The sequence below is a fragment of the Arthrobacter sp. NPDC058127 genome (assembly GCF_042884555.1).
Lineage (GTDB): Bacteria > Actinomycetota > Actinomycetes > Actinomycetales > Micrococcaceae > Arthrobacter.
On sequence record NZ_JBHVTT010000021.1, the window covers coordinates 16,487 to 38,943 of the forward strand.

The 22,457-nt window shown below is 63.7% G+C and carries 23 protein-coding genes; 12 read left to right on the forward strand and 11 right to left on the reverse strand.

Annotated elements, in window-relative coordinates; all coding sequences use genetic code 11:
- Positions 1-71: 71 nt before the first annotated feature.
- Positions 72-563: a flavin reductase family protein gene (locus ACFVTG_RS20925; RefSeq protein WP_284755752.1), complete on the reverse strand. Its 492-nt coding sequence runs from the start codon at positions 561-563 to the stop codon at positions 72-74.
- Positions 564-808: 245 nt separating this feature from the next.
- Between ACFVTG_RS20925 and ACFVTG_RS20930 the strand changes: the two genes are divergently transcribed.
- The 3 genes from ACFVTG_RS20930 (at position 809) to ACFVTG_RS20940 (ending at position 3,052) form a co-directional block, all read left to right on the forward strand.
- Positions 809-1,843, forward strand: coding sequence for an aldo/keto reductase (locus tag ACFVTG_RS20930; RefSeq protein WP_390282755.1), 1,035 nt, complete (start codon positions 809-811; stop codon positions 1,841-1,843).
- Positions 1,844-1,897: 54 nt separating this feature from the next.
- On the forward strand, positions 1,898-2,293 hold the full coding sequence (locus tag ACFVTG_RS20935) for an RNA-binding S4 domain-containing protein (protein WP_284755756.1): 396 nt from the start codon (positions 1,898-1,900) through the stop codon (positions 2,291-2,293).
- 141 nt (positions 2,294-2,434) lie between these two features.
- Complete coding sequence (locus ACFVTG_RS20940; RefSeq protein ID WP_059388685.1) at positions 2,435-3,052, forward strand: uracil-DNA glycosylase; 618 nt, start codon at positions 2,435-2,437, stop codon at positions 3,050-3,052.
- Positions 3,053-3,064: 12 nt separating this feature from the next.
- Here the strand turns inward: ACFVTG_RS20940 and ACFVTG_RS20945 are convergent, their stop codons facing one another.
- Positions 3,065-4,081 (reverse strand): glycosyltransferase family 4 protein, encoded by a 1,017-nt coding sequence (locus ACFVTG_RS20945; protein ID WP_390282756.1) that lies wholly within the window; start codon positions 4,079-4,081, stop codon positions 3,065-3,067.
- Positions 4,082-4,216: 135 nt separating this feature from the next.
- Between ACFVTG_RS20945 and ACFVTG_RS20950 the strand changes: the two genes are divergently transcribed.
- A complete protein-coding gene (locus ACFVTG_RS20950; RefSeq protein ID WP_390282757.1) occupies positions 4,217-4,723 on the forward strand; it encodes a hypothetical protein in 507 nt (168 codons plus the stop codon).
- Positions 4,724-4,751: 28 nt separating this feature from the next.
- On the opposite strand, the gene ACFVTG_RS20955 is transcribed toward ACFVTG_RS20950, so the two are convergent.
- Positions 4,752-5,369 (reverse strand): hypothetical protein, encoded by a 618-nt coding sequence (locus ACFVTG_RS20955; RefSeq protein ID WP_390282758.1) that lies wholly within the window; start codon positions 5,367-5,369, stop codon positions 4,752-4,754.
- Between the two features lie 58 nt (positions 5,370-5,427).
- Between ACFVTG_RS20955 and ACFVTG_RS20960 the strand changes: the two genes are divergently transcribed.
- From ACFVTG_RS20960 to ACFVTG_RS20980, 5 genes are all read left to right on the forward strand, one after another.
- The gene (locus tag ACFVTG_RS20960) at positions 5,428-6,234 is read left to right on the forward strand and encodes a FadR/GntR family transcriptional regulator (protein ID WP_390282759.1); all 807 of its coding nucleotides are present in this window, start codon (positions 5,428-5,430) and stop codon (positions 6,232-6,234) included.
- A gap of 20 nt (positions 6,235-6,254) precedes the next feature.
- Positions 6,255-7,280 carry an asparaginase gene (locus tag ACFVTG_RS20965; protein ID WP_390282799.1) on the forward strand — a complete coding sequence of 342 codons (1,026 nt, stop codon included), beginning with the start codon at positions 6,255-6,257 and terminating at the stop codon, positions 7,278-7,280.
- Positions 7,281-7,336: 56 nt separating this feature from the next.
- On the forward strand, positions 7,337-8,761 hold the full coding sequence (aspA, locus tag ACFVTG_RS20970) for an aspartate ammonia-lyase (protein ID WP_284755762.1): 1,425 nt from the start codon (positions 7,337-7,339) through the stop codon (positions 8,759-8,761).
- Between the two features lie 123 nt (positions 8,762-8,884).
- Entirely contained in the window at positions 8,885-10,402 is a 1,518-nt protein-coding gene (locus tag ACFVTG_RS20975; RefSeq protein WP_390282760.1) for an amino acid permease, read from the forward strand.
- Positions 10,403-10,519: 117 nt separating this feature from the next.
- The gene (locus ACFVTG_RS20980; protein ID WP_284755765.1) at positions 10,520-11,191 is read left to right on the forward strand and encodes a FadR/GntR family transcriptional regulator; all 672 of its coding nucleotides are present in this window, start codon (positions 10,520-10,522) and stop codon (positions 11,189-11,191) included.
- On the opposite strand, the gene ACFVTG_RS20985 is transcribed toward ACFVTG_RS20980, so the two are convergent.
- The 8 genes from ACFVTG_RS20985 to ACFVTG_RS21020 form a co-directional block, all read right to left on the reverse strand.
- On the reverse strand, positions 11,188-12,039 hold the full coding sequence (locus tag ACFVTG_RS20985) for an amidohydrolase family protein (protein ID WP_390282761.1): 852 nt from the start codon (positions 12,037-12,039) through the stop codon (positions 11,188-11,190). The genes ACFVTG_RS20980 and ACFVTG_RS20985 overlap by 4 nt on opposite strands.
- On the reverse strand, positions 12,036-12,989 hold the full coding sequence (locus tag ACFVTG_RS20990; protein ID WP_390282762.1) for an aldo/keto reductase: 954 nt from the start codon (positions 12,987-12,989) through the stop codon (positions 12,036-12,038). The genes ACFVTG_RS20985 and ACFVTG_RS20990 overlap by 4 nt, the downstream gene beginning before the upstream one ends.
- Positions 12,986-13,300, reverse strand: a complete 315-nt coding sequence (locus ACFVTG_RS20995) for an L-rhamnose mutarotase (RefSeq protein ID WP_390282763.1) — start codon at positions 13,298-13,300, stop codon at positions 12,986-12,988. Before ACFVTG_RS20995 ends, ACFVTG_RS20990 begins: the two co-directional genes overlap by 4 nt.
- 1 nt (position 13,301) lies before the next feature.
- Complete coding sequence (locus tag ACFVTG_RS21000) at positions 13,302-14,585, reverse strand: alpha-L-fucosidase (RefSeq protein ID WP_390282764.1); 1,284 nt, start codon at positions 14,583-14,585, stop codon at positions 13,302-13,304.
- A 78-nt stretch (positions 14,586-14,663) separates the two neighbouring features.
- Positions 14,664-15,563 (reverse strand): carbohydrate ABC transporter permease, encoded by a 900-nt coding sequence (locus ACFVTG_RS21005; protein WP_390282765.1) that lies wholly within the window; start codon positions 15,561-15,563, stop codon positions 14,664-14,666.
- Positions 15,556-16,515: a sugar ABC transporter permease gene (locus ACFVTG_RS21010; RefSeq protein WP_284755773.1), complete on the reverse strand. Its 960-nt coding sequence runs from the start codon at positions 16,513-16,515 to the stop codon at positions 15,556-15,558. Before ACFVTG_RS21010 ends, ACFVTG_RS21005 begins: the two co-directional genes overlap by 8 nt.
- A gap of 73 nt (positions 16,516-16,588) precedes the next feature.
- Complete coding sequence (locus ACFVTG_RS21015) at positions 16,589-17,827, reverse strand: ABC transporter substrate-binding protein (RefSeq protein ID WP_306973098.1); 1,239 nt, start codon at positions 17,825-17,827, stop codon at positions 16,589-16,591.
- 57 nt (positions 17,828-17,884) lie between these two features.
- Entirely contained in the window at positions 17,885-19,210 is a 1,326-nt protein-coding gene (locus ACFVTG_RS21020) for an L-fuconate dehydratase (protein WP_390282766.1), read from the reverse strand.
- Positions 19,211-19,354: 144 nt separating this feature from the next.
- Between ACFVTG_RS21020 and ACFVTG_RS21025 the strand changes: the two genes are divergently transcribed.
- The 3 genes from ACFVTG_RS21025 to ACFVTG_RS21035 all read left to right on the forward strand — a co-directional run bounded on the left by ACFVTG_RS21025 (position 19,355) and on the right by ACFVTG_RS21035 (position 22,426).
- On the forward strand, positions 19,355-20,266 hold the full coding sequence (locus tag ACFVTG_RS21025; RefSeq protein WP_390282767.1) for a fumarylacetoacetate hydrolase family protein: 912 nt from the start codon (positions 19,355-19,357) through the stop codon (positions 20,264-20,266).
- A complete protein-coding gene (locus tag ACFVTG_RS21030; RefSeq protein WP_390282768.1) occupies positions 20,263-21,012 on the forward strand; it encodes an SDR family NAD(P)-dependent oxidoreductase in 750 nt (249 codons plus the stop codon). Before ACFVTG_RS21025 ends, ACFVTG_RS21030 begins: the two co-directional genes overlap by 4 nt.
- A 94-nt stretch (positions 21,013-21,106) precedes the next feature.
- Complete coding sequence (locus ACFVTG_RS21035; RefSeq protein WP_390282769.1) at positions 21,107-22,426, forward strand: ATP-binding protein; 1,320 nt, start codon at positions 21,107-21,109, stop codon at positions 22,424-22,426.
- Positions 22,427-22,457: the final 31 nt, after the last annotated feature.

A 22,457-nucleotide genomic window follows, 5' to 3' on the forward strand; every position in this document is an offset into this window, starting at 1 on the left:
GACTAGCATTTGTTGTCGTTTTGGAGGCTCATAACGACAACAAATGCTAGTCAGTTGGGGTGTGTCCAGCCTCAGGCGGCCAGTTGCCTGAACCCGGCCCCGTGGTAGATGAGGGGCTCGGCGTCGTGGTTGATCTCCACGGACTTCACTTCGAGGACGACGATCGCGTGGTCACCCGCGGGGGTTTCTGAGACCACTTCGCATTCAAGCACCAGCGCCGCGCCGTCGATCAACACTGCGCCCGCGTCGCTCGTTGAGGTCGCAAGGCCGGCGAATCGGTCCTGGGTCCGCGAGGAGAGCTGCAGGCACAAGGCTTCCTGACCTTGGGCCAAGACGGAAACACCCAGTCGAGGGGCGCGCCGGAGCTTGGGCCACGTGGTGGAGGAGTTCTGCACCGCAAACATGACCAGCGGTGGTTCGAGCGAGACTCCCACTGTGAAGCTCGATGCCACCAGGGCCTCCGGCGCGAAGCCGACCATGGCACTGAAGGCCGCCACGCCTGAGGGAAATTGCGCGAATGCCTGCTTGATCGAAGCGGCTCCATCCACCGTTACCTGGGTCATGGCGGGTTCCTTTCTCTGTGGTTTCGTGCCTGCCTACCTACTAATTCATTGGATGCCGATAACGGCAATATTTGTGTATTCGCGTGTCGAATGAAGTCAATTCATAATTCGTCATTCCTTGTTTTCATTACCCCGTAATACGAAAAGCGAAGAATTTGTACGTTTTTCGAGTGCCCCGGCCACGATATGTGTAGCGTCGTGTCAATCCATTGCACAGCCTTGATTCTTCACGGAGGAAGCCGGAGATGAGCCTCAGCGAGCTTCGAACCCTGGGACGCACAGGCGCCCTGATCAGCCCCCTTACCCTGGGAACCCTTAACCTCGGGACGGGCTCGGCGCCCACGGGCGCCGAAGAGAGCATCCGCATTATCCATGCGGCCCTCGACGCCGGCATCACTAGCGTCGACACCGCCGACATCTATTCGCAAGGCGAGGCAGAGGCCATCGTGGGCCGGGCCCTCCAAGGCAGGCGGGATGACGTTTTCCTTTCGACCAAGTTCCACGGACAAATGGGGCCGAATCCCGCGCATGCAGGCAATTCCCGGCGCTGGATCATGAAAGCCGTGGAAGGCAGCCTGCACCGCTTGCAGACGGACAGGATCGACCTTTACCAGGCGCACCGTCCGGACTACAACACAGACGTCCTGGAAACCATCACGGCCCTTAACGACCTCATCCGGCAGGGCAAGATCCTCTACTACGGAACGTCGGTATTCACGCCGTCGCAGCTTGTGGAGGCACAGTGGATCGCCACCACCAACCACCTCATTCCGCCAGTGGTGGATCAGGTGCCCTATTCCTTGTTGGTCCGCGCGAATGAGCGGGACGTCTTCGCGATCACACAGCAATACAACCTTGGCGTGCTCAGCTATGGACCGCTCGACGGCGGCTGGCTCTCCGGGAACTACCGCGTGGGAGTCCCCCAGCCCGCAAGCTCCCGTGCGTCGGCCGTTCCCGGGCGCTTCGACGTCTCGGCACCTTTCAATAGGAACAAACTCCTGGCAGCCGATGCCTTGGGCCGCGTCGCCGAACGGCATGGGCTCACCCTTATTCAGCTTGCTGTCGGCTTCGCCCTGAATCATCCGGCCGTCAGCAGCGTGGTTATTGGTCCACGCACGGAGGACCATCTGGTCGATTACCTCAAGGCCGCCGATGTTGTGCTTAACGACGCCGTCCTGGACGCCATTGACGAGATCGTGGCGCCCGGCACCAACTTCCTGGAGCGGGACGCTGGGACGGTCGTCCCGCACCTTGAATACGCGGAACTTCGACGCCGGTAATCGGCTTTTCGTTGGAGCCGCAGGTTCGCGCGCCGACTATACTCGTTCGCAATCATGACTAGCCTTCCAACTTCCGCCCAAACATCAAAAGCCGGCAATGTGCGCATTGACGCCTGGCTCTGGGCGATCCGCGCTTACAAGACCCGTTCCGCCGCCACAACCGCTTGCAGGGCGGGGCATGTGCGAATCAACGGCAACCCGGTCAAGGCGTCCCAGTCCGTGATTATCGGCGACACCATCCGTGTAAGGCAGCCTGGCTTCGAGCGCATCCTTGAGGTCCGGAGGCTCATTGCGAAGAGGGTGGGGGCCGAAGCAGCATCCCACTGCTTTACTGACCACACTCCCGAGCGCCCCGCAGCACCGGCCCTCGGGCTGCCGCAGCGGGATCGCGGCGCAGGTCGGCCCACCAAGAAGGACCGGCGCGACATGCAGAAGCTCAAGGGACAGTAGCCCGCCCGACAGGCGGGGCGGGAGGCTCACTGTTCGGCCCGTCGTCGGGCAGTTTTGTTCCTTGGCTCTGCAGGAGCGTGAGCGACGCGTAAAGTGGCAAGGGACGCCGATTCTGGACGCCGCGCTGCCGAAGGAGAGAACGTGACCATTGACTGGGACGAAAAAAGGGCCTTGCTACAGGAGCCCAACATTGCTGCCGTGACGCAGCTGTGCGACGAACTGATGGCCAAACGGCCCGGTTCCACCGTGCCTTATATCGATCCAGTGCATGACGAAGATGAGTGCCGGATCGTCACCCTCCAGACCAGTCCCGGGCGCGCCCCCACCTCGGGATTCGTATCGCACCTCAACGACGACGACGCCGCCCGACGTGCGCAGCTGATCTATGACTCGGCCGACTTGGACGTCCGCTATGTCATGCCGTGGAACTGCTACCCCTGGGTCCGCGACCCGGAACTGCCGCCGGCACTGAGCGCACAGGAGAAGACCGACGGGCTCCGCCCCTTCCGCCAGTTCCTGAAGATCAACAAGAGAGTCTCCGCCGTCGTCGCGCACGGTGCTGAGGCCGCCGCCTTCCTGGCGCTCTTTGAGAAGACCTACCACTCACCGCTCCGGCAGCACGGGATCAAGGTCTACAAGGCTAGCGCACTCGGCGGACGGGCATTTGCCCTGTCCGAAGCGAAGCAGCAGGAACTCCTGGCAAAGAACATCGAAACTTACAGGGACGCCATGCAGCGGGCAGGCATCCAGCACCTATAGCTGGGGAAGCCACTAGGCCGCCACCACGGCGCGAAGGACTTCCCTTGCAGTGTCTTCCCATCGTGGCAACTCACTGCTGGCCGCCTCGGCTGCTGACTGCCATCCCTCCCGTAGGGCAGGGTCGCTGAGCCATCTCCGCAGGAACTTCTCCAACGATCCGATTCCTGTGGTGAGATCGATCGCCTCACCGGCACCGTGGGCTCCGAGCGCTTCGACGGCACCGGTTCCTTTTCGGACCATCACCGGTATGCCGTGAACCAGGGACTCCTGGACCACCATGCCGAAGGACTCCGAGTGTGAGATCAACAGACTGAGGTCAGCTCGGTTCCACTGCTCCTCCAGGGCCGGGCCGGAGAGCTCGCCTGTTGTTTCCACCCGTTTTTCAAGTCCGTTCCGGAGGATGCGCTCTTGCACAGCGGCGGCGTACGAGGAGTCTGCTTTGGTGGATCCGACCAGCGCTGCGGTCCACGCCAGATCCTTGATCCGGGCCAGCGCGTCGACAAAGAAGATCTGGTCCTTATTGGGCAGTAGGGCGCCCACCATGATGAAATGCGGCGCCGCTGTCGCTCGTGGACTCGGGCGTGCTTTCGATGGGAGATCTACCCCCGGGGTCGCCAAGTGCACGTTGCCCAGGCCTAGGGTTCTGGCCGTTTCGGCAGTCCGGGAACCAGTGCAGAGAAGACCTGTTGCAGCGCGCAGCGCGCTCGTTTCCACTGGCTCCTCCCCGGAAGGGGGCATGTGGAGCAGCACCCAGACACGGCACCCGGCAGCGGTTGCGGTCTCGATTTCCGCGGGTGCACCCGAGGCAATCAGGCCGTCGACAATGTAGATGGCGAGACCGCTTCCGGCAAGTGCAGCTGCAAAGCGGTTCCGGGCTCCGGCACTCCCCGAAGGCCAGTCGCCGTCGAGCTTGCAGACCGAGACCTCCGCGCCCAGGCCCCGAAGGGCTGCAGCCAGCCTCGAGTTGTAGATGTTTCCCCCGGAACGATGGCGCACATTCGCGGGCAAAATCATGCGGATTTTGACCACGGGCTGCTCCCTTCCATCGTGCCGGCTGTTTGGCCTCACAGTCCTCAGACCGTGGTGTTGACCATATAACCCGGGCGGGTGACGGGGAAGGTGAACTGCATGTCCGGCGCGGGGCATCGGCGGTAGATTGTGGGCATGGGACAGACTTCTTCAGACCGTCGGGATGTGTTCGCTGATTGGCTCTTGGGTGTCGCGGAGTTCACCCACGCACACTGGTTCTTCGGCAACCTCTATGAGGCCATCGTCAAAATCCCGGACCGGGTCGCGGCCTCGGCAGCGAGCCGCGAACTCCCTCGAAGCCCCTTTGGAGCGGGAAGCCCCGGGCGCTACTACGCCCCAATCGCGCCTCTCAGCGCCCCTGCCGCCGTCGCTGCCCTCGTCGCCGGGTGGAAGCATTCCGACAATCGGGCTTGGCTGATGGTGGGTGCCGCGAGCTCCGCCACGGGGGCGGCCGCTACGGCGTACCTGCTTCGGTCCGTCAACCCCAAGCTGTTCTTCAGCCCCCAGCCGCTCGACGAGACGCAACGCAAGCCCCTGTTGAAGCGGTGGTACAGGGTCCACGCCCTCCGGCTCACCGCCAGCGCGATTGCGCTGGCCGCCATCCACCATGCCAGAACGATCCGGCTAAGAGGCCACGGATAAGGAGTTTCGCGTGAGCTTGCAGGTACCACTACGGCAATTGAGGGAAATGCTGGCGGTTCCTGATCCGCGATTCGCCGAAGTCAACTCCCACCCGGCCGATCTCCCAAGGCCCGCGTCCCCGGTGCAATGGCCTGCCCACAGCCACATGGGGTACCCAGCGAGGCGAGCGGAATCCAAGGGCAGGGGAGCTGAGGATGAAGTCGTCGATGTTGTCGACAAGCAGTTCATCCAGGAGTTCATGAAGCGCGTGTACAAGGGAGACCTGAAAGTCATGCACCGAGGCGGGCACATCTACTTCCAGTCCGCACACTCCGCCGCTGCCCAGGACGATCAGCCTTTCGGCGCTGCCGGAGAAGGCCTCCAGTACGGGCAGCGCCTCAAGCCACGCGACGGTCCTGAGCATGGCCGAATCGGCGCGAGTGTTGCCTTTGGTCCAATCAGCCACGTCCCGGCAGAAGTCATCCAGGACGCCCAAGTGCAATAGCGTCATGTGCAATCCCCGCTGCCTGCGCAAGGCAAACACGTACCGCGACAACTCCTCATAGTCCGCAGGCCCTGCCCCGACACCGAGGACCGGCACCTCCACTGTGATGGGCGGTGCTGTCTGTGTCGTTGAATCCCATCCCCCGCGCGGACGGTTGGCCATGGGAGTAATTATGCTCCCAACATTGACACCACCCTGTGACCCGTGCCATATTCGTAGAGTGAACCTGTCAGACAGCCGGACAGCCGGACAGGCCGCCACTGGACAGCCAGCCGTCAGCCAGAAAGCTGCGGCTGGCCAGCGCACCGCCACAAGCGGCGCCGTCCCCCGGCCGGCCCAAGTGGCCCAGCCATCAAGCCCCCGGCCCCTCGCCCGCTTCAGTGCCGCGGAAGCTGTGTTCAGCGCCCTCCGCCAGGACATCGAAGACGGAAACGTCGAAGTGGGGGCCAAACTCAGTTCTGAGGCCACCCTGGCAGCGCAGTACGGGGTAAGCCGCTCGGTGATCCGTGAGGCGCTCCGCTCCTGCACTGCGCTCGGGCTGACGGTCACCAAGACCGGCAAAGGCACGTTCGTCGTCGCCGACCGGGTAGCCAATGACCTCACACTCGGCCAGTACTCGGCACGGGACCTCAACGAGGCACGCCCGCACATCGAAGTCCCGGCAGCCGGCCTGGCGGCGAAACGCCGCAGCCCGGAAGAACTTGAACACCTCAAGGAAATCGTCAGTTCAATGGCAGTCGAGACCGACCCTGAGACCTGGGTCAGCCTCGACGCCACTTTCCATTCTGCCATTGCCCGCGCAAGCGGCAACAAGGTCTTCGAAAGCGTCGTCGCAGACATCCGCGAAGCCCTTGCCCACCAATCCGAAACCTTGAACATGGTGGCCGACCGCCAGCATGTTTCAGACGATGAACACCTCCGCATCGTCGAAGCCATCGAAGCCGGTGACGCCTCAGCCGCCGAAGCCGCCATGGCCGACCATCTCAGCGCCGTCAGCGTTGCGTTGGACACCATCCTCAGCAAATGATCCACCAACTGAAGGAAGTCATGCCCACCCCGCATGCAACGCGCACCGCTATGCCCGAAACCACCCCGGCAGGGACGATTCCGCCAACCCCGCGCCACGTCCCCCTCGCGGAACAGACCCGCGACGGCCTGGTCGAGAGCGTCCACTACGGCTCCCTGATCGCCGTCGGGCCTGACGGTGAAACCCTCCTCGAAGCGGGCGAGCCCGACGCCGCGTTCTACCCGCGGTCCTCCCTCAAACCGCTGCAGGCGGTCGCCATGGTCCGCGCGGGGCTCAAGCTTCCGGAGAACCTCCTCGCCCTCACCGCTGCAAGCCACTCCGGCGCCACTATGCACCTTGACGGTGCCGCACGCATCCTCGAAATGCACGGCCTGGACAAAAGCGCGTTGGAAAACAGCACCGACCTCCCTTATGGCACCGCCGAGCGTGAAGAATGGCTCCGCGCCGGCGGCAAGCCCACCCAGCTCGCACAGAACTGTTCCGGCAAGCACGCGTCCATGGCCGCCACGTGCGTGATCAACGGCTGGCCTGTCCAGGGCTACCTGCATCCCGAACATCCCCTGCAGGTGCTCGTGAAGGACACCATTACCGAACTCACGGGCGAAGACGCAGCGGCCATCAGCACGGACGGTTGCGGCACCCCGCTCTTTGCCCACAGCCTGCACGGCATGGCGCGGGCCTATGGCCGCATGGCGGCGGCGGACAACACGCAAGCAGAAGGCCAAGTAGCCCACGCGATGCGCGCTTTCCCCGAGATGGTGGCCGGCGAGGGTCGCGACGTCACAGCGATCATGCGCACGGTTCCCGGGCTGCTCGCCAAGGACGGCTTCGAAGGCCTCCAGCTCATCGGCCTGGGGAACGGCACCGGCGTCGCCATCAAGATCTCCGACGGCGGCGATCGAGCCCGCATGCCCGTCACCGTCCGCGTCCTTGAGGAACTAGGGCTCGACGGCGGCCAGCTCGCCACGCTTGCCAGCGCGCCTGTGTTGGGCGGCGGCCACCCTGTTGGCGTGCTCCGTGCCGCGAACTTCCTTGCATCCAACTGACTTCGACTGAGTCCAACTGACGCAGCCAAACAAGCACAAAAGACCTAAGGACAGCAATGACATCTGCCGTGCCCACCACGACAATTCCACGGTTCCGCTCGGAACACGATCTCCTCGGTGACCGCGACGTCCCTGCTGATGCCTACTGGGGCGTGCACACGCTGCGTGCCATCGAGAACTTCCCCATCACCGGCCACCCCTTGGCCAGCAACGCCAACCTCGTCAAAGGCCTCGCCGCAGTCAAGCTCGCCGCCGCCCGCACCAACCGCGAGCTCGGCCTCCTGGACGACGAACGGGCGGACGCGATCGAGCAGGCTTGCCAGGACATCTTGGACGGCAAGCTTCACGAGCAGTTCATGGTGGACGTCATCCAGGGCGGCGCCGGCACCAGCTCCAACATGAACGCCAACGAGGTCATTGCCAACCGGGCCCTTGAAATCCTTGGCCACCCCAAGGGCGACTACGCCAGGCTGCACCCGAACGACCACGTCAACTTGAGCCAGTCCACCAACGATGTCTACCCCACCGCCGTCAACCTGGCCACCATTTTCTCGGTCCAGGGCCTTCTGGAGGCTCTTCAGGAACTCCAGGTCGCCTTCGCGGAGAAGGGCCAGGAATTCCGCGCGGTGGTCAAGATGGGCCGCACGCAGTTGCAGGACGCCGTCCCCATGACCCTCGGCCAGGAATTCGGTGGCTACGCAGTGACCGTGGGCGAGGACCGGGCGCGACTCGCCGAGTCCCAGTTGCTCATACACGAGATCAACCTCGGCGCCACCGCCATCGGGACCGGCCTGAACGCCCCCGTTGGATACGCCGCAGCAGCCTGCAGGCACTTGGCCGAGATCACCGGCTTGCCCCTCGTCACCTCGGTGGACCTCATCGAGGCCACCCAGGACGTAGGCGCGTTCGTCCACCTCTCCGGCGTGCTCAAGCGCGTCGCCGTCAAGCTTTCCAAGATTTGCAACGATCTCCGCTTGCTGTCCTCCGGACCGCGTGCGGGACTGGGCGAGATCAACCTCCCGGCTGTGCAGTCGGGATCGTCCATCATGCCAGGCAAGATCAATCCGGTGATCCCGGAAGTGGTCAGCCAAGTGGCCTATGAAGTCATCGGCAACGATGTCACAGTCACCATGGCAGCCGAAGCCGGACAGCTCCAGCTGAACGCCTTCGAACCGATTATCGTCCACAGCCTCCACAAGAGCATCTCCCACCTGGAAGCCGCGTGCCGCACACTCACGTCGCGCTGTATCCGGGGCATCACCGCGAATACCGAACACCTGCGCCTCACGGTAGAGCAGTCGATCGGACTCGTCACGGCACTCAATCCGCACATTGGCTACGCCTCCGCCACTGCCATTGCCCAAGAAGCGCTGGCAAGCGGCAAGGGCGTCGCCGAGCTCGTTCTCGAACACGGCTTGCTGACCTCGGAGCAGCTCGATGAGCTCCTCCGCCCCGAACGCCTGGCCAACCTCAGCAATTAAGCTGAGCCGCGCAGAGCGTCCGACGACGGCGGCACCCACCAGCCGCCGTCGGGCCTGAGCGCGCGAAGAAACAGGCCGGACGGCAAGATCCGGACCCCCAACAGGACACCCCTAAGGATTCCCATGACCAATGCACCCATCACGGACCACACGGTCCCTCCGCAGGCGCACTCCACTGAAAAGCTCCTCCACGCCGAGGACAAGGGCTATCACAAGAGCCTGAAGCCGCGTCAGATCCAGATGATCGCAATCGGCGGTGCCATCGGCACCGGCCTGTTCCTGGGTGCCGGCGGCCGCCTCAACGCTGCGGGCCCTTCCCTCGTCATCGCGTATGCGGTCTGCGGCTTCTTTGCCTTCCTGATCCTGCGCGCCCTCGGCGAACTCGTGCTGCACCGCCCGTCGTCGGGCTCCTTCGTCTCCTACGCCCGCGAGTTCTTCGGCGAGAAGGCTGCGTTTGTCTCCGGCTGGTTCTACTGGATCAACTGGGCAACCACCACCATCGTGGACACCACGGCCGCGGCCCTCTACATGAACTTCTTCGGCAAATACGTCCCTTGGATCGGCGTCGTCCCGCAATGGGCCTGGGCACTGATCGCGCTTCTGGTGGTGCTTGGCCTGAACCTGGTCTCGGTCAAGGTCTTCGGTGAAATGGAGTTCTACTTCGCGCTCATCAAGGTGGCCGCGCTGGTGGCCTTCCTGTTCGTCGGTACCTACTTCGTCGTCTTCGGCACGCCGGTACCGGGCCAGGAAGTCGGCTTCAGCCTCCTCACGGACCACGGCGGAATCTTCCCCAACGGGATCCTGCCCATGATCATCCTCATGCAGGGTGTGCTGTTCGCCTATGCCTCGATTGAGCTCGTGGGTACCGCAGCGGGCGAAACGGAGAACCCCGAGAAGATCATGCCCAAGGCCATCAATTCCGTGGTCTTCCGCATCGCCGTCTTCTACGTCGGTTCCGTCATCCTGTTGGCGCTGCTGCTGCCGTACACCTCCTATGTCAAGGGTGTCAGCCCGTTTGTGACCTTCTTCGGCCACATCGGCGTGCAGGGCGTAGACGTGATCATGAACCTCGTGGTCCTCACGGCTGCCCTGTCCTCCCTGAACGCCGGCCTGTACTCCACCGGCCGCATCCTGCGCTCCATGTCCGTGGCCGGATCCGCTCCAAAGTTCGCCCAGCGCATGAACAAAGCCGGCGTCCCCTACGGCGGCATCGCCATCACGGCCGGCGTCTCCCTGCTCGGTGTCCCGCTGAACTACCTCGTACCGTCCGACGCCTTCGAGATCGTCCTCAACGTCGCCTCCGTGGGCATCATCGTCACGTGGGCCACGATCGTCTTGTGCCAGATGCAGCTCAAGCGCTGGGCGGACAAAGGCTGGCTGAAACGTCCATCCTTCCGGATGTTCGGCGCCCCGTACACCGGCTACCTCTCGTTGCTGTTCCTCGCGGGTGTGCTGGTAATGGTGTTCATCGACTCTCCACTCACCATGCTGGTCACGGCCATCGCCTGTGCGCTCATCGTGGTTGGTTGGTACATGTGCCGCAAGCAAATCCACGAGATCGCTGCGGCCCGGGACGGTTACACCGGCAGCTCCCCCGTGATCGCCAACCTGCCGGTTGCCGGAGCCGAGGACAAGATCTAGGCCCTGCAGTACTGCCCAACTGACTCGCATTTGTTGTCGTTATGAGGCCTCTAAACGACAACAAATGCGAGTCAGTTGGGTGCCAGACATCGGATCATTCGCCGTTAGGATGTAGCCATGGCTGTCACAGATGAAGCGATCGGCAAGATCAAGGACATGCTGATCCGCGGCGAACTCAAGGCCGGGGACCGCCTCCCGCCGGAGAAGGAACTGAGTGAACGGCTCGGCCTCTCGCGAAGCTCACTGCGCGAGGCCGTCAAAGCCCTCGAACTCATCCGTGTCCTGGACGTCCGGCGTGGGGACGGCACCTACGTCACGAGCCTTGACGCCAAGTTGCTCAACGAAGCCGTGGCGTTCGTCGTTGATCTGCATCAGGACCGTTCCATCCTGGAACTCTTTGAGGTCCGACGAATCCTTGAGCCCGCCACCGCATTCATCGCCACAGGCAAGATCACTCCCACGGCACTCACGGAGCTGCGCGCCACGATGGACGGGATCGACGAGAACACCGATGTCGAGGAACTCGTTGCCCACGACCTCGAATTCCACGGGATCATCACCCAGGCCGCCGGCAACGACTACCTCGCCGGCCTGCTCGAAGCCCTCTCCAGCAGCACCGTCCGGGCACGCATTTGGCGCGGGTTGACCCAGGAAAAAGCCGTGGCGCATACCCTCGCCGAGCACAAGGCCATCGCAGATGCCTTGGAACGCGGCGACGCCGAACTGGTCCGGGCGCTCGTGACGGTCCACATCAGTGGCGTCGAAAGCTGGTTGCGCCAGGCGCTCTAGCTGCCGTCCATGCTTCGTTTCTGAAGCCCATACGTCCGCACGGCGGTCCCTTCAAGGAACTCCCTGCGCTCGGCCAAAGTGAGCTCCGCGGCCAGTTCGAGCAGCCCCTCAAGAGTGCGTCCGTATGGCGCTCCCAAGGTACTGACAGGCCAATCGCCACCGAACATGAGCCGTCCAGGACCGAAAGCCTCCAGGGCCTCGTCCCAGAGTGGGCGCAAGGCCTCGGCCGTATAGGGGACGCCCGGCAAGTGCAGGCCGGACACCTTGGCCACAGTGTTGGGCAGCTCGGCCAAGGCCCGGAATTCCGTTCGCCACAAGTCCATCGCCGCAGCGTCGGCCAACGGCGGCTTCCCGAGATGGTCCAGGACAACCGTCAGCTCCGGCAGTTCCCTCGCAAGCCGGACCGCACCCCCGAGGTGCCTCGGAAAGGCGTCCGGGACGTCGAACGCCAATCCGTGGCCAGCGAGCATACGCAAGGAATCGCGGACCACGGGCAATTCGAGGAAGTCGTCCCGCGGATCGTCGTGGACCAAGTGCCGGACACCCCGGAACGCAGGATTCCGGAGGAACCGTTCCAGTTCTTTCTCCGCCTCGGCCGGCTTTTCGAGGGGAATCCAGCCCACGACGCCGAGTACCCAGGAGTTGCGGTCGGCGACGGCGAGCATGAACTCAGTGTCCGCAACGGTGTCGTCAGCCTGGACGAGCACCGCTCCCCTGACTCCGGCCGCGTCCAAGGTTTCCTGGGCCTCAGCCTCGCGGTAACTGCGGAAGAGTCCGCCATGCTGCGGGCCAAGCCACGAATAAGCCCCCGGCCCGAGCTCCCACAGATGCAGGTGGGAATCAATCACCCCGGCACACCTGCCAAAGCCGCCCACAGCTCTTCGGGCACGTCCTCACGCATCCTCGCAGCATTGGTGGACACTTGCTCCGGGGTGCTCGCCCCCACCGTCACGTTCACGACGGCGGGATGCCGCAGGCTGAACTGGAGTGCCGCCGTCGGGAGCTCCACCCCGAAGTCCCGGCACACGCCGGCGAGCGCCCGGGCACGCTCCACCAGCGCCCGCGGGGCACGCGCATAGTTGTAATGCGCGTCCTCGGGTACTTCGGGTCGCGCCAGCAGGCCGGAGTTGAACACGCCCACGTTCACGACGCCGGTACCGCGCGCCACACAGCGGTCCAGGAAGGGAACGCCGGGCTGCTCGAGCAAGGTGTAACGGCCGGCGAGCATCACCAGATCCAGATCCGCCGCTTCGACGCATTCGAGGGCGGCTTCCGCCGAGTTGGTCCCGACGCCGATCGCCTTCACCACGCCGTCCGCACGCAGCTTTTCCAAGGCCGGCAGCGCTTCGCCGATTCCCCTGGCAAGATCGTGGACATCAGGATCGTGCAGGTAGGCGATGTCCACGTGGTCCAGGCCGAGACGTTCAAGCGATTCCTCGATGCTCCGCCGGATGCCTGTCTCGGAAAAGTCCCACTGGCGTTTGCTCGTTGCCGGGACGTCGAAACCTTCGTCGTCCTTCGCGCTGGCTCCGGCCGCATTGGGCACCAGCAACCGGCCCACCTTGGTGGACACGGTGAACTCACTTCGGGGTTTCTCCCTGAGCACCGCACCGAGCCTGCGCTCGGACAGCCCCAAGCCGTAATGCGGGGCGGTGTCGAAGTAGCGGACCCCTGAGTCCCAGGCCGCGTTGCCGGTGGCTGTGGCCTGGGCGTCCGGCATGGCACGGTACAGGTTGCCGATGCCGGCGGCGCCGAAGCCGAGCTTGCCCAGCTGGCCGTCCCATCGCGTGCCGCTCATGCCAGCTCCCATACCAAGGGGATGCCCGAGTCGTTGCCGGAATAGTCATCCTGGACTTCAAGAAGCTCCGCCATGCGCGCTTGCCACGGGACGTTGGCCGGATGGTCTGCGAGCGCCCGGCGCATGGACTGGTAGTCCGCCACCTCAACGAGGTGGAAGAGGTCCTGGCCGCTGCGCCAAATCCTCCAATTGCCCACGCCGGCCTCTTTCAGGGCAGCGACGAGTTCAGCAGGGATCCCCGCATGGGCATCCGCATAGTCCTGCTCGGCACCCGGTTTGAGCCGGGTGTGAAGAGCGATGGTTTCCGGCACGCTATACCCCGGGCTTCAGGAAGAGTTCGACGACGGGCACCGCCACGTCCGGTCGCTGGACAGGCAGCTTCAGTGTCAGGGTACCTGCTGGCTGTCCTCCAGGGGTGGTGTTGATTGCTTCCCGGTCCGGGGCGATCTCCAGCATGGCGACTTCGGAAGCGTCGTTGAGCAGTTGGGCGTATTCCACCTTGCCGGCGAGTTCGGGGAGGTGGACGTATTCGAACGGCCACGCGAACAAGTGGACGTAGAGGCGGTCACCGCGGCGCGTATACCGGGTGTCGGCTGGCGGGGTCCAGGCCGCAGGGCCGGCCCCGTAGATGGCCCGGGCGTGCAGTTTCATCCAGTCGCCGATGCCGCGGAGGGACTCCACGGCCCGGGGATCGAAATTTCCGCGGCCAGTGGGGCCGACGTTGAGGAGCAGGTTTCCGTCCTTGGACACTCCATCCACAAGCATGCGCACCAGCAGGTCCACGGACTTGTAGTCCAGGTTGTCCCGGTCATAGCCCCAGCTGCCGTTCAGGGTCTGGCACGCCTCCCAAGGCACCTCGACGCCGTCCACCACCATAGGCCCGGAAGGCTGGTACTGCTCGGGCGTGGCGAAGTCGCCGGGAATGTCCAGGCGATCGTTGACGATGATGCCCGGCTGAAGTTCCCGGACCATCTTCAGGAGTTCCACTGAACCCCACGCCGCGCGGCCTTTGCCGCCCCAAATGTCCTTGTGGTCCTCGCTGGTGTAGGAGAAGTCGAAGAAGAGGTAGTCGATCTGGCCGTAGTTGCTCAGCAGCTCTCGCACCTGGCCATGGAGGTATTCGCGGTAGCGGGCCATATCGCGGCCCTCGTTGAGCTTTTCGACGTCGGGGTTGTCCCGTTCGGGGTGGAACCCGTCGATGGTGAAATCCGGGTGGTGCCAGTCAATAAGTGAATGGTAGAAACCCACCTTCAGGCCGAATTCCCGCAATGCCTCAACGTACTGGGCCACCAGGTCCTGGCCGGACGGAGTCTTGGTGGATTTGTAGTCAGTGAGGGCGGAATCCCACAGGCAGAAGCCCTCGTGGTGCTTGGTGGTCAGCACGACGTACTTCATGCCGGCGTCCTTCGCAGCACGGGCCCATTCCCGGGGATCGTAGAGATCCGGGTTGAAGTGCTGGAAGTACTTCTCATACTCCTCGGCAGGAATGCGTTCGCGGTTCATGACCCACTCGTGCCGGGCCGGCAGGGCATACAAGCCCCAGTGGACGAACATGCCGAACCGGGACTCCGTAAACCAAGGTGCTTGGGCGATCATTGGTAGTTACTCCTTCAAAGTAGTTCTGCCGTAAATGCGGGTCTTGGGGTCGTTGAGCGTTGCGTGGTCTAAGTGGGGTCAGCGGCCGCCAAAGCCGCTCGTGACGATGCCTTTGACGAGGTGTTTCTGCAGGAGGATCAGCAGCAGAAGGGTGGGAGCCATTGAGATCACGGAGGCGGCCATGACCAGGTGCCACTGATTGCCCTGTTGGCCGAAGAACATCTGGAGCCCCAGCGGGATGGTGCCGAGGTTGTTGACGTCGTTGATCACTACCAATGGCCAGAGGAACGAGTTCCAGTAGCTGATGAAGCTGAAGACCGCCAGGACGGCCATGGTGGGCCTAGCCAGTGGAAGCATGACCAACAGGAAGGTCCTCAGGGTTCCCGCGCCATCCACCCTGGCCGCGTCGTCGAGTTCTTGGGGTACGCCAAGGAAGAACTGCCGGAGCAGGAAGGCACCGAATGCCGTGAACGCCCAGGGCACAATGAGCGCCTGGAAGGTGTTCACCCAGCCCACCTTCTGCATCATGACGAACATCGGGACAATCAGGACTTCTTGGGGGATCATCAGCGTTGCGAGGAACACCATGAAAACCAGGTTCCGTCCCCGCCAGCGCTGCCGTGAGAAGGCGTAGCCGGAGAAAGCGGAAACCACCAGGGTGAGTGCCGTTCCAGCGGCCGAAACCAAGAGTCCGTTGCCCATGAAGCGCAGGAACGGCATGTAGTTCAGGGCCTCCTGGTAGTTCTGCCAGCGGAATTCCGAGCCGAACAACTTCGGCGGGACGCTGAAGATCTCAGCAGGGGGTTTGAACGATGTCGCAAACATGTAGATGAGCGGCGACAGGAAGAGCAGCGCGATAAGGCAAAGGATCACGTATCCGAAGGCGGGCCGGATCCTCGTGGTCCATCGCCTTCCGGGCGCTCCGGAGCCACGGGGACGGGCTGTGAGAGGGCGTATCCGGCTGGTTGTCTCAAGCATCGTAGTGGACCCACTTCTTTTGTCCGAGGAACTGGACTGCCGTCACGCCGAGGATGATGACGAACAGGATCCAAGCAGCCGCGGATGCCAGGCCGAGCTGGTGGAACTGGAAACCCTGGTTGTAGATATAGAGGACGATCGTCGAGGTGGCCGAACCCGGCCCTCCCTTGGTGAGGATGAACGGCTGGGCGAAGACCTGGAACGAGGTAATGAGGGTCATCATCGTGCCAAAGAAGATGGACGGCGAAATGAGCTTGAGCTTGATGCGCCAGAAGATGGTCCAGGCGTTGGCGCCATCGATTGCGGCCGCTTCGGTGAGGTTCTCAGGAACTGCGTCCAAGGCGGCGGAGAACACCAGCATGTTGTAGCCGAACCCCTGCCACACGCTCATGACGACAATGGCCATCATTGCCCAGTGTTCGTCTCCGAGGAAGTTCGGCGCTGAAATTCCCGTGGCGCTTTGCAGGGTGCCGTCGATGAATCCACCGGGTTGGTACAGCATCCTCCAGACGACGACGTTGGCCACCACCGGGGTGATCGAAGGAATGAAGAAGATGACCCGGAAGATGTGGCGCCCCTTGATGCGCGGAGTCAACCACGCGGCAAGGCCGAGGGAAACAACCAGGTTCAGGGGCACATAGAGGACCACGAAGAGCACGGTGTTCCCGACAACCTGCCCGAAGATCGGATCGCTGAACAGCTTCTCGTAGTTGCCCAGGCCGAGGAAACTCGGGGTTCCCAGGAGCGGCCAGCGGAAGAAGCTGATGACGAGGGAAACAACGATCGGCAGCAGCGTGAAGATCGCGAGACCGAGGCCATGCGGCAGGGCAAAGGCCGGTCCCCACATTGTCCTCCGGCCGAGCTGTGCATCCGTCTCGGCCTTCGCCTTCCCACTGGCGGTGGCAGCCGTTACTTCAGGAAGCGGCGCCTTTGCGGGCTTGAGTAGTGTCATTTCTCATTCCTTTGCGAAGAGTGCGTGCCTGCCCGGCTGTTGCTCGGGCACTGCCAGGCAGGCATCACACTGATCATCGGGGCAGCTGGGCCGCAATGTCTTTCATGACATCCGCTGCGCTCTGCTGTCCATTGATGGATTTGACGAGGTACTGGTTGAAAAGCTGGCCCAGTTGGTCGCTGTTGGTGTTGCTTGGCATCGGCACTGCCGTGGCCTCGGCGCTCTTAAGGGTCTCCGCGACTCCGGGAATGCCCGCGTTGTCAATCCACTTTGTCTGCTGGGCGGTGCGTGCGGCCAGTGCGCGCCCGGCTGCCGCCAGATTCCCCAGGACCTTGTCGCCGGTCATTTCCTTGAGGGCGGCAAAGGCCTTGTCCGGAGTAGCGCATTGCTTGGAGATGCCCCAGCCGGAGCCGGCGCTGAACGTCTTCCCGCCGCCAGGGCCGGCGGGAAGGGTGGTGACGCCGACTTTGAACTTCGCTTTGGCCTTGACGTCCAGCAGGGACCACGGACCGTCGATACTCATCGCGGTATTGCCGGCCATGAATTCATTGGCGCTGAATGCCGTGTCGCCGCCGGGCAGTTCGGGGGAGACCTTCTCCTTGCTTGTCAGGTCGGAAACCCACTGGAGTCCCTTGGCGAAGGTCGGATCGCTCGCGTCCATGGTGCCGTCTTCCTTCAAGACGCGTCCGCCGTTGTAGGCGAGGACTTGCGATTCAACGAAGAGATCGGCCGTGTTCGGTGCGATCGCATGTTTGCCGTTGGCCGTCAGCTTCTTCGCGGCTGCCACGAACTCGTCGGCCGTCCAGCCCGCCTTCGGGACCGGCACGCCCGCGGCGTCGAACATGTCCTTGTTGTAGAACATCATCACCGGGCCCACGTCATACGGCAGGGCGTACAGATTGTTGTCGGCGCTGAGCCCCTTGATCATGGAGGAGTCGAAGGCGCTCAAATCCAGGTTGTTCTTTTTCACCAGGTCATCGAGCGGCAGCATGCCATCCTTGAGCTGCGCTGTCCGCAGGCTCTGGACCGCCACCAGGCACGGGGCTGTGTTCGAGCTGAGCTGGGTGCTCATCTTGGTGAAGTAGTCCTGGAAGGTAGAACCCTGCAGGGTGATCTTCACATCGCCCAACGTGTTGCTGACGTCATCGGCAACTTTCTCCCAGTTCTTCTGGTCTTCCGTGCCGCCGACCCACATGGCCCACGTCATGGCGGTCTTGCCGTCTGCGGTACTGCCGGACGAGCTGCCCCCGCAGCCTGTGAGTCCAATGAGGCCCAGTGCCAAGGCACCTGCCACCAACGCTTCTTTGCGCATATCTTTCACCACGTGCTTTCAGTAGGGAACTGTGCTTTCGAGGAATTTCGATAAAGGTTATTGCTTGGGAGTCAAAGGAGGGGATCCCGCGGCCCACACAGGGCCATCGGGAAAGCTGTAGCCGGCCAACGTGCCGCCGACCATTTCACTGCCGGCACCGGGTGCCGACGGCGGCCAGTACGAGCCGTCGTGGACATCCACCGGAGTGACAAAGTGCTCGTGCAGATGGTCGACGAACTCAATCATCCGACCATTCTTGTCGGCGGATACCGCCACGAAATCGAACATCGACAAGTGTTGGACGGCCTCGCAGAGGCCAACTCCACCTGCATGTGGGCAGACGCGGACGCCGAACTTCGCCGCGAGCAGGAGGATGGCGATGTTCTCGTTCACTCCCGCCACCCTCGCCGCATCCAGTTGCAAGACCTGCAGGGATCCGGCCTGCAGCATCTGCTTGAACATCACGCGATTTTGGACATGCTCACCCGTGGCCACGGGGATCGGCGCCACGCCCCGGGCAATCGCGGCATGGCCGAGGACATCATCCGGACTGGTGGGTTCCTCAATCCAGGCAATGTCATAGGGAGCCAAATGCGCCATCCAGTCAATCGCTTCCTGGACGTCCCAGCGTTGGTTCGCATCCACGGCGATCTTGATGTCCGGCCCCACCGTATCGCGGGCCGTGCGGACGCGCCTGATGTCGTCGTCCAGCGAGGCCCCCACCTTGAGCTTGATCTGCCCGAAACCGTCCGCAACGGCTTCCTTGGCCAGACGCACGAGTTTGTCGTCGCTGTAACCCAACCAGCCCGGCGTCGTGGTGTATGCGGGGTATCCCTCCGCGAGAAGCGCTAACCTGCGGGCGGCGCGCCCCGGCTCCGCCGTCCGCAATATTCCCAGCGCCTCTTCGGGTGTAAGGGCATCGCTGAGGTACCGGAAGTCCACGAGTGCCACGATCTCCTCGGGGTTCATCCCGGAGAGCAGCTCCCAGAGAGGTAGCCCGGCCCGCTTGGCTTTGAGGTCCCAGAGGGCGTTCACGACGGCGCCGATCGCCATGTGCATCACGCCCTTTTCGGGGCCGAGCCAGCGGAGTTGGGAATCGTGGGCCAGGAGCTTCCAGGTGCCGCCCATGTCGCCGAGCAACTCCTCGACGTTGCGGCCCAGGATGTGGTGGCGGAGGGCCTCGATCGCCACGGCTTCCACCTCATTGCCGCGCCCGATGGTGAAGACGAAACCGTGGCCCTCGTGACCGTCAGCGGCATCGGTCTTGATCACCAAATATGCCGCCGAATAGTCCGGATCCGGATTCATGGCATCCGATCCGTCCAGTTCCTGGGAGGTGGGAAAGCGGATATCGAAGGTATCCACTGCGGTGATGACGCTCATTGTGCTCCTTGCTTGGCAGCAGGTAGTTTGCTGGGAAGAGCGTAAACATCCGATGTCTGCATTGTCAATGGGTCACATTTCCGTATTATGGAGAGCAACAGCAGACTAGAGCTCGGATGTTAGAGCCAGAGCACGGAGGAATACATGAACATGAAATTCGCCCGGCTGGGCGCTGCCGGAAATGAAAGGCCGGTTGTCATCGCCCAAGACGCCAACGACACCGAAAAGTACTTCAGCCTTGACCCGCTGACGAAGGACATCAACGGAGAGTTCCTCGCCGCGGACGGCATCGCACGCACCCAAGAAGCCCTTGCAGCAGGCATTTTGCCCGAGATTCCAGCCGAGGGACTCCGGATCGGTTCACCCATCGCCCGGCCCGGAAACGTCGTCTGCATCGGCCTCAACTACACCGCGCACGCAGCCGAATCCGGAGCAACGCCCCCGGAATCACCCGTGGTGTTCCTGAAACCCAGCAACACGGTCAGTGGACCGTTCGACGCCGCGCCCATCCCGCCGTCGTCCGAAAAGTACGACTGGGAGGTGGAACTCGGAATCGTCATCGGCCGTGAAGCGTCATACCTTTCAGGCACCGACGAGGCCGCAGACTGCATCGCGGGCTACGTCGTCGCCAACGACCTCTCCGAACGCGACTACCAACTGCCCGGCGCCGCTGGCCAGTGGACCAAGGGCAAGTCCCTTCCGCAGTCCACTCCCCTGGGCCCGTGGCTGGTTCCAGCAGACCAGCTCGACGCCGGACACCTCGCGTTGCGCACCTGGGTCAACGGCGAGATCCGCCAGTCCTCGGACACCTCGGACATGATCTTCGACGCGCTTACCGTGGTCCACCACCTCAGCCAGTACATGGTCCTGGAGCCCGGCGACGTGATCCTCACGGGCACTCCCGAAGGCGTGGCGCTCTCCGGCCGTTTCCCGTACATTCAGCCCGGCGACGTGGTGGAGCTTGAGGTAGAGGGGCTCGGCCGTCAGCGGCAAGAGTTCTACAGGGCCCGCTCTGGTTCGCTTGCAGCAGTAGGCACAGACAAGGCAACGCGGTGAGCACCGAGTTCGAGGGCCTCGTAGCGCTGGTCACCGGCGGGGCGTCGGGCATCGGCGCGGCTATCGCGGACCGGCTCGCCGCAGGCGGGGCGCAGGTCGCGGTGCTCGACCTCAACCCGTCCGGGACCCCGCACTTCGGCGTCGAATGCAACGTGGCCGACGACGCCTCGGTGCGTGCCGCCGTCGACACTGTCGCCCGGAAGTTCGGCCGCCTTGACGTGGTGGTCAACAACGCGGGGATCGGCGCCCAAGGGGACGTCTCAGCCAACGACGACGACGAATGGCACCGTGTGCTGGACATCAACGTGGTGGGCATCGCCCGCGTCAGCCGCGCGACCCTGCCGTACTTGCGCGAGTCGCCGGCAGCTGCGATCGTCAACACGTGCTCGATCGCCGCGACCGCCGGGCTACCGCAAAGGGCCTTGTATTCGGCGTCGAAGGGCGCTGTTTTGTCCCTGACTCTGGCCATGGCGGCCGACCATGTTCGCGAAGGGATCCGTGTCAACTGCGTCAACCCGGGCACGGTGGACACGCCGTGGGTGGGCAGGCTACTGGATTCCTCCGCCGACCCCGCCGCCGAGCGCGCCGCGCTCAACGCGCGCCAGCCACACGGCCGCCTGGTGGAGGCCGCAGAGGTGGCGGGCGCCGTTGCCTACCTCGCGAGCCCGCTGTCCGGCTCGACGTCGGGCACGTCGCTGGCGATCGACGGCGGGATGCAGGGGCTGCGGTTGCGTCCGGTGGGGTAGCCGCGTAACGCAACGCCCGCGCAACCCCTCTCCACGGCCGGTTCGCCTATGCTCAACACCAGGCAATCGATGGCGATCCACCAAGGAGCAGGGCATGAGCAATTGGCGCATCAGGGACTTCCACTCGTCTGACATGGACGGCATCCTGCACCTATGGGAGTCGCTCAAAGCGGACAATGTCGAGCCGGTCTATGCGCTCTCCGAGGTCCTCGCGTCGTGCGAGAAGGACCACGCCGTGGTGGCGGTGCAGGGCGAGCAGGTGGTGGGTGCCGCCGTCGGACGCGCGGCCCATGACCAAGGCTGGATCGTTTTCCTGGCCACTCTGCCAGAGTTCCGTGGCCGCGGGATCGGCACCTCGCTGCTGGCCGCCGTCGAGAACCGGATGACTCCGCACGGCCTCAACAAGCTCTCGGCGCTCATGCCGGAGTCCGAGACCCGTGTCGAAGCGTTCCTGGGCCGCGGCTTCCTGCTCAAGCAGAACCTGCACTACTTCGAGCGGACCATTCCGGTGCAGCGCCAGGAACTCGAGCCGTTGAGCCAGCTCGGCGGCCGCATCCTGGCCCGTGACCTGTGGGAAAACGTCGCCGGCATGCGCCGCGAAAAGGAACTGCTGGAACGACGCCTGGTCCTTCCCCTCGCTGAGGCCGATCTCGCCGATGAGTTCGGCGTGGTGCCGCCTCGCGCCGTCGTGCTCTTCGGCCCGCCTGGGACGGGCAAGACGACGTTCGCCAAGGCGATCGCGTCCCGGCTCGAGTGGCCGTTCGTGGAGGTCTTCCCCTCCCGCCTGGCCTCTGATCCCAAGGGCCTGGCCGGGGCGCTGCGCGAGACGTTCCTGGAAATCGCCGAACTGGAGCACGCGGTTGTGTTCATCGACGAGGTGGAGGAAATCGCGTCCCAGCGGTCGGGCGAGCCTCCGTCGCCTCTGCAGGGCGTCACCAACGAGCTCCTCAAGATCATCCCGGCTTTCCGCGAACAGCCGGGCCGCTTGCTGGTTTGCGCCACCAACTTCATCCGGGCCCTGGACACCGCCTTCCTGCGCCACGGCCGCTTCGACTACGTCATCCCCATCGGCCTGCCCGACGTCCATGCCCGCGAGGCCATGTGGCAGCGCTTCATCCCGGCCAGCGTGGTGGACTCGGTGGACGTGGCGCTGTTGGTGTCCCGGACGGGGGGCTTCTCCCCCGCGGACATTGAGTACGCGGCACGCAGCGCCTCACAGCGTGCTTTGGAAAAAGCCGTCTACACAGCCGGCGCTCCCGACGCCTCCGCCGGGGGCGCCGCACCGGCGTCGAACGCCCGCAAGGGACCGGTCACGCAGGACTACCTCGACGCCATCGCCGATACCCGCACTACCGTCAGCGACGAAGTCCACCAGGACTTCCTCGAAGACATCGACGTACTAGGCCGCGTTTAGAGCAACGCGGGGTCACTTACGGCCCATGTTC

Excerpts from the sequence above, each read along its gene's own strand:
- ACFVTG_RS20990 (WP_390282762.1), bottom strand. The coding sequence starts at position 12,989 with ATGAGCGGCACGCGATGGGACGGCCAGCTGGGCAAGCTCGGCTTCGGC.
- ACFVTG_RS20955 (WP_390282758.1), bottom strand. The coding sequence starts at position 5,369 with ATGGCCAACCGTCCGCGCGGGGGATGGGATTCAACGACACAGACAGCA.
- ACFVTG_RS20935 (WP_284755756.1), top strand. The coding sequence starts at position 1,898 with ATGACTAGCCTTCCAACTTCCGCCCAAACATCAAAAGCCGGCAATGTG.
- ACFVTG_RS20965 (WP_390282799.1), top strand. The coding sequence starts at position 6,255 with ATGCCCACCCCGCATGCAACGCGCACCGCTATGCCCGAAACCACCCCG.
- ACFVTG_RS20950 (WP_390282757.1), top strand. The coding sequence starts at position 4,217 with ATGGGACAGACTTCTTCAGACCGTCGGGATGTGTTCGCTGATTGGCTC.
- ACFVTG_RS21025 (WP_390282767.1), top strand. The coding sequence starts at position 19,355 with ATGAACATGAAATTCGCCCGGCTGGGCGCTGCCGGAAATGAAAGGCCG.
- ACFVTG_RS20980 (WP_284755765.1), top strand. The coding sequence starts at position 10,520 with ATGGCTGTCACAGATGAAGCGATCGGCAAGATCAAGGACATGCTGATC.
- ACFVTG_RS21020 (WP_390282766.1), bottom strand. The coding sequence starts at position 19,210 with ATGAGCGTCATCACCGCAGTGGATACCTTCGATATCCGCTTTCCCACC.
- ACFVTG_RS21010 (WP_284755773.1), bottom strand. The coding sequence starts at position 16,515 with ATGACACTACTCAAGCCCGCAAAGGCGCCGCTTCCTGAAGTAACGGCT.
- ACFVTG_RS20975 (WP_390282760.1), top strand. The coding sequence starts at position 8,885 with ATGACCAATGCACCCATCACGGACCACACGGTCCCTCCGCAGGCGCAC.
- ACFVTG_RS20930 (WP_390282755.1), top strand. The coding sequence starts at position 809 with ATGAGCCTCAGCGAGCTTCGAACCCTGGGACGCACAGGCGCCCTGATC.
- aspA (WP_284755762.1), top strand. The coding sequence starts at position 7,337 with ATGACATCTGCCGTGCCCACCACGACAATTCCACGGTTCCGCTCGGAA.
- ACFVTG_RS21035 (WP_390282769.1), top strand. The coding sequence starts at position 21,107 with ATGAGCAATTGGCGCATCAGGGACTTCCACTCGTCTGACATGGACGGC.
- ACFVTG_RS21015 (WP_306973098.1), bottom strand. The coding sequence starts at position 17,827 with ATGCGCAAAGAAGCGTTGGTGGCAGGTGCCTTGGCACTGGGCCTCATT.
- ACFVTG_RS21000 (WP_390282764.1), bottom strand. The coding sequence starts at position 14,585 with ATGATCGCCCAAGCACCTTGGTTTACGGAGTCCCGGTTCGGCATGTTC.
- ACFVTG_RS20925 (WP_284755752.1), bottom strand. The coding sequence starts at position 563 with ATGACCCAGGTAACGGTGGATGGAGCCGCTTCGATCAAGCAGGCATTC.
- ACFVTG_RS21005 (WP_390282765.1), bottom strand. The coding sequence starts at position 15,563 with ATGCTTGAGACAACCAGCCGGATACGCCCTCTCACAGCCCGTCCCCGT.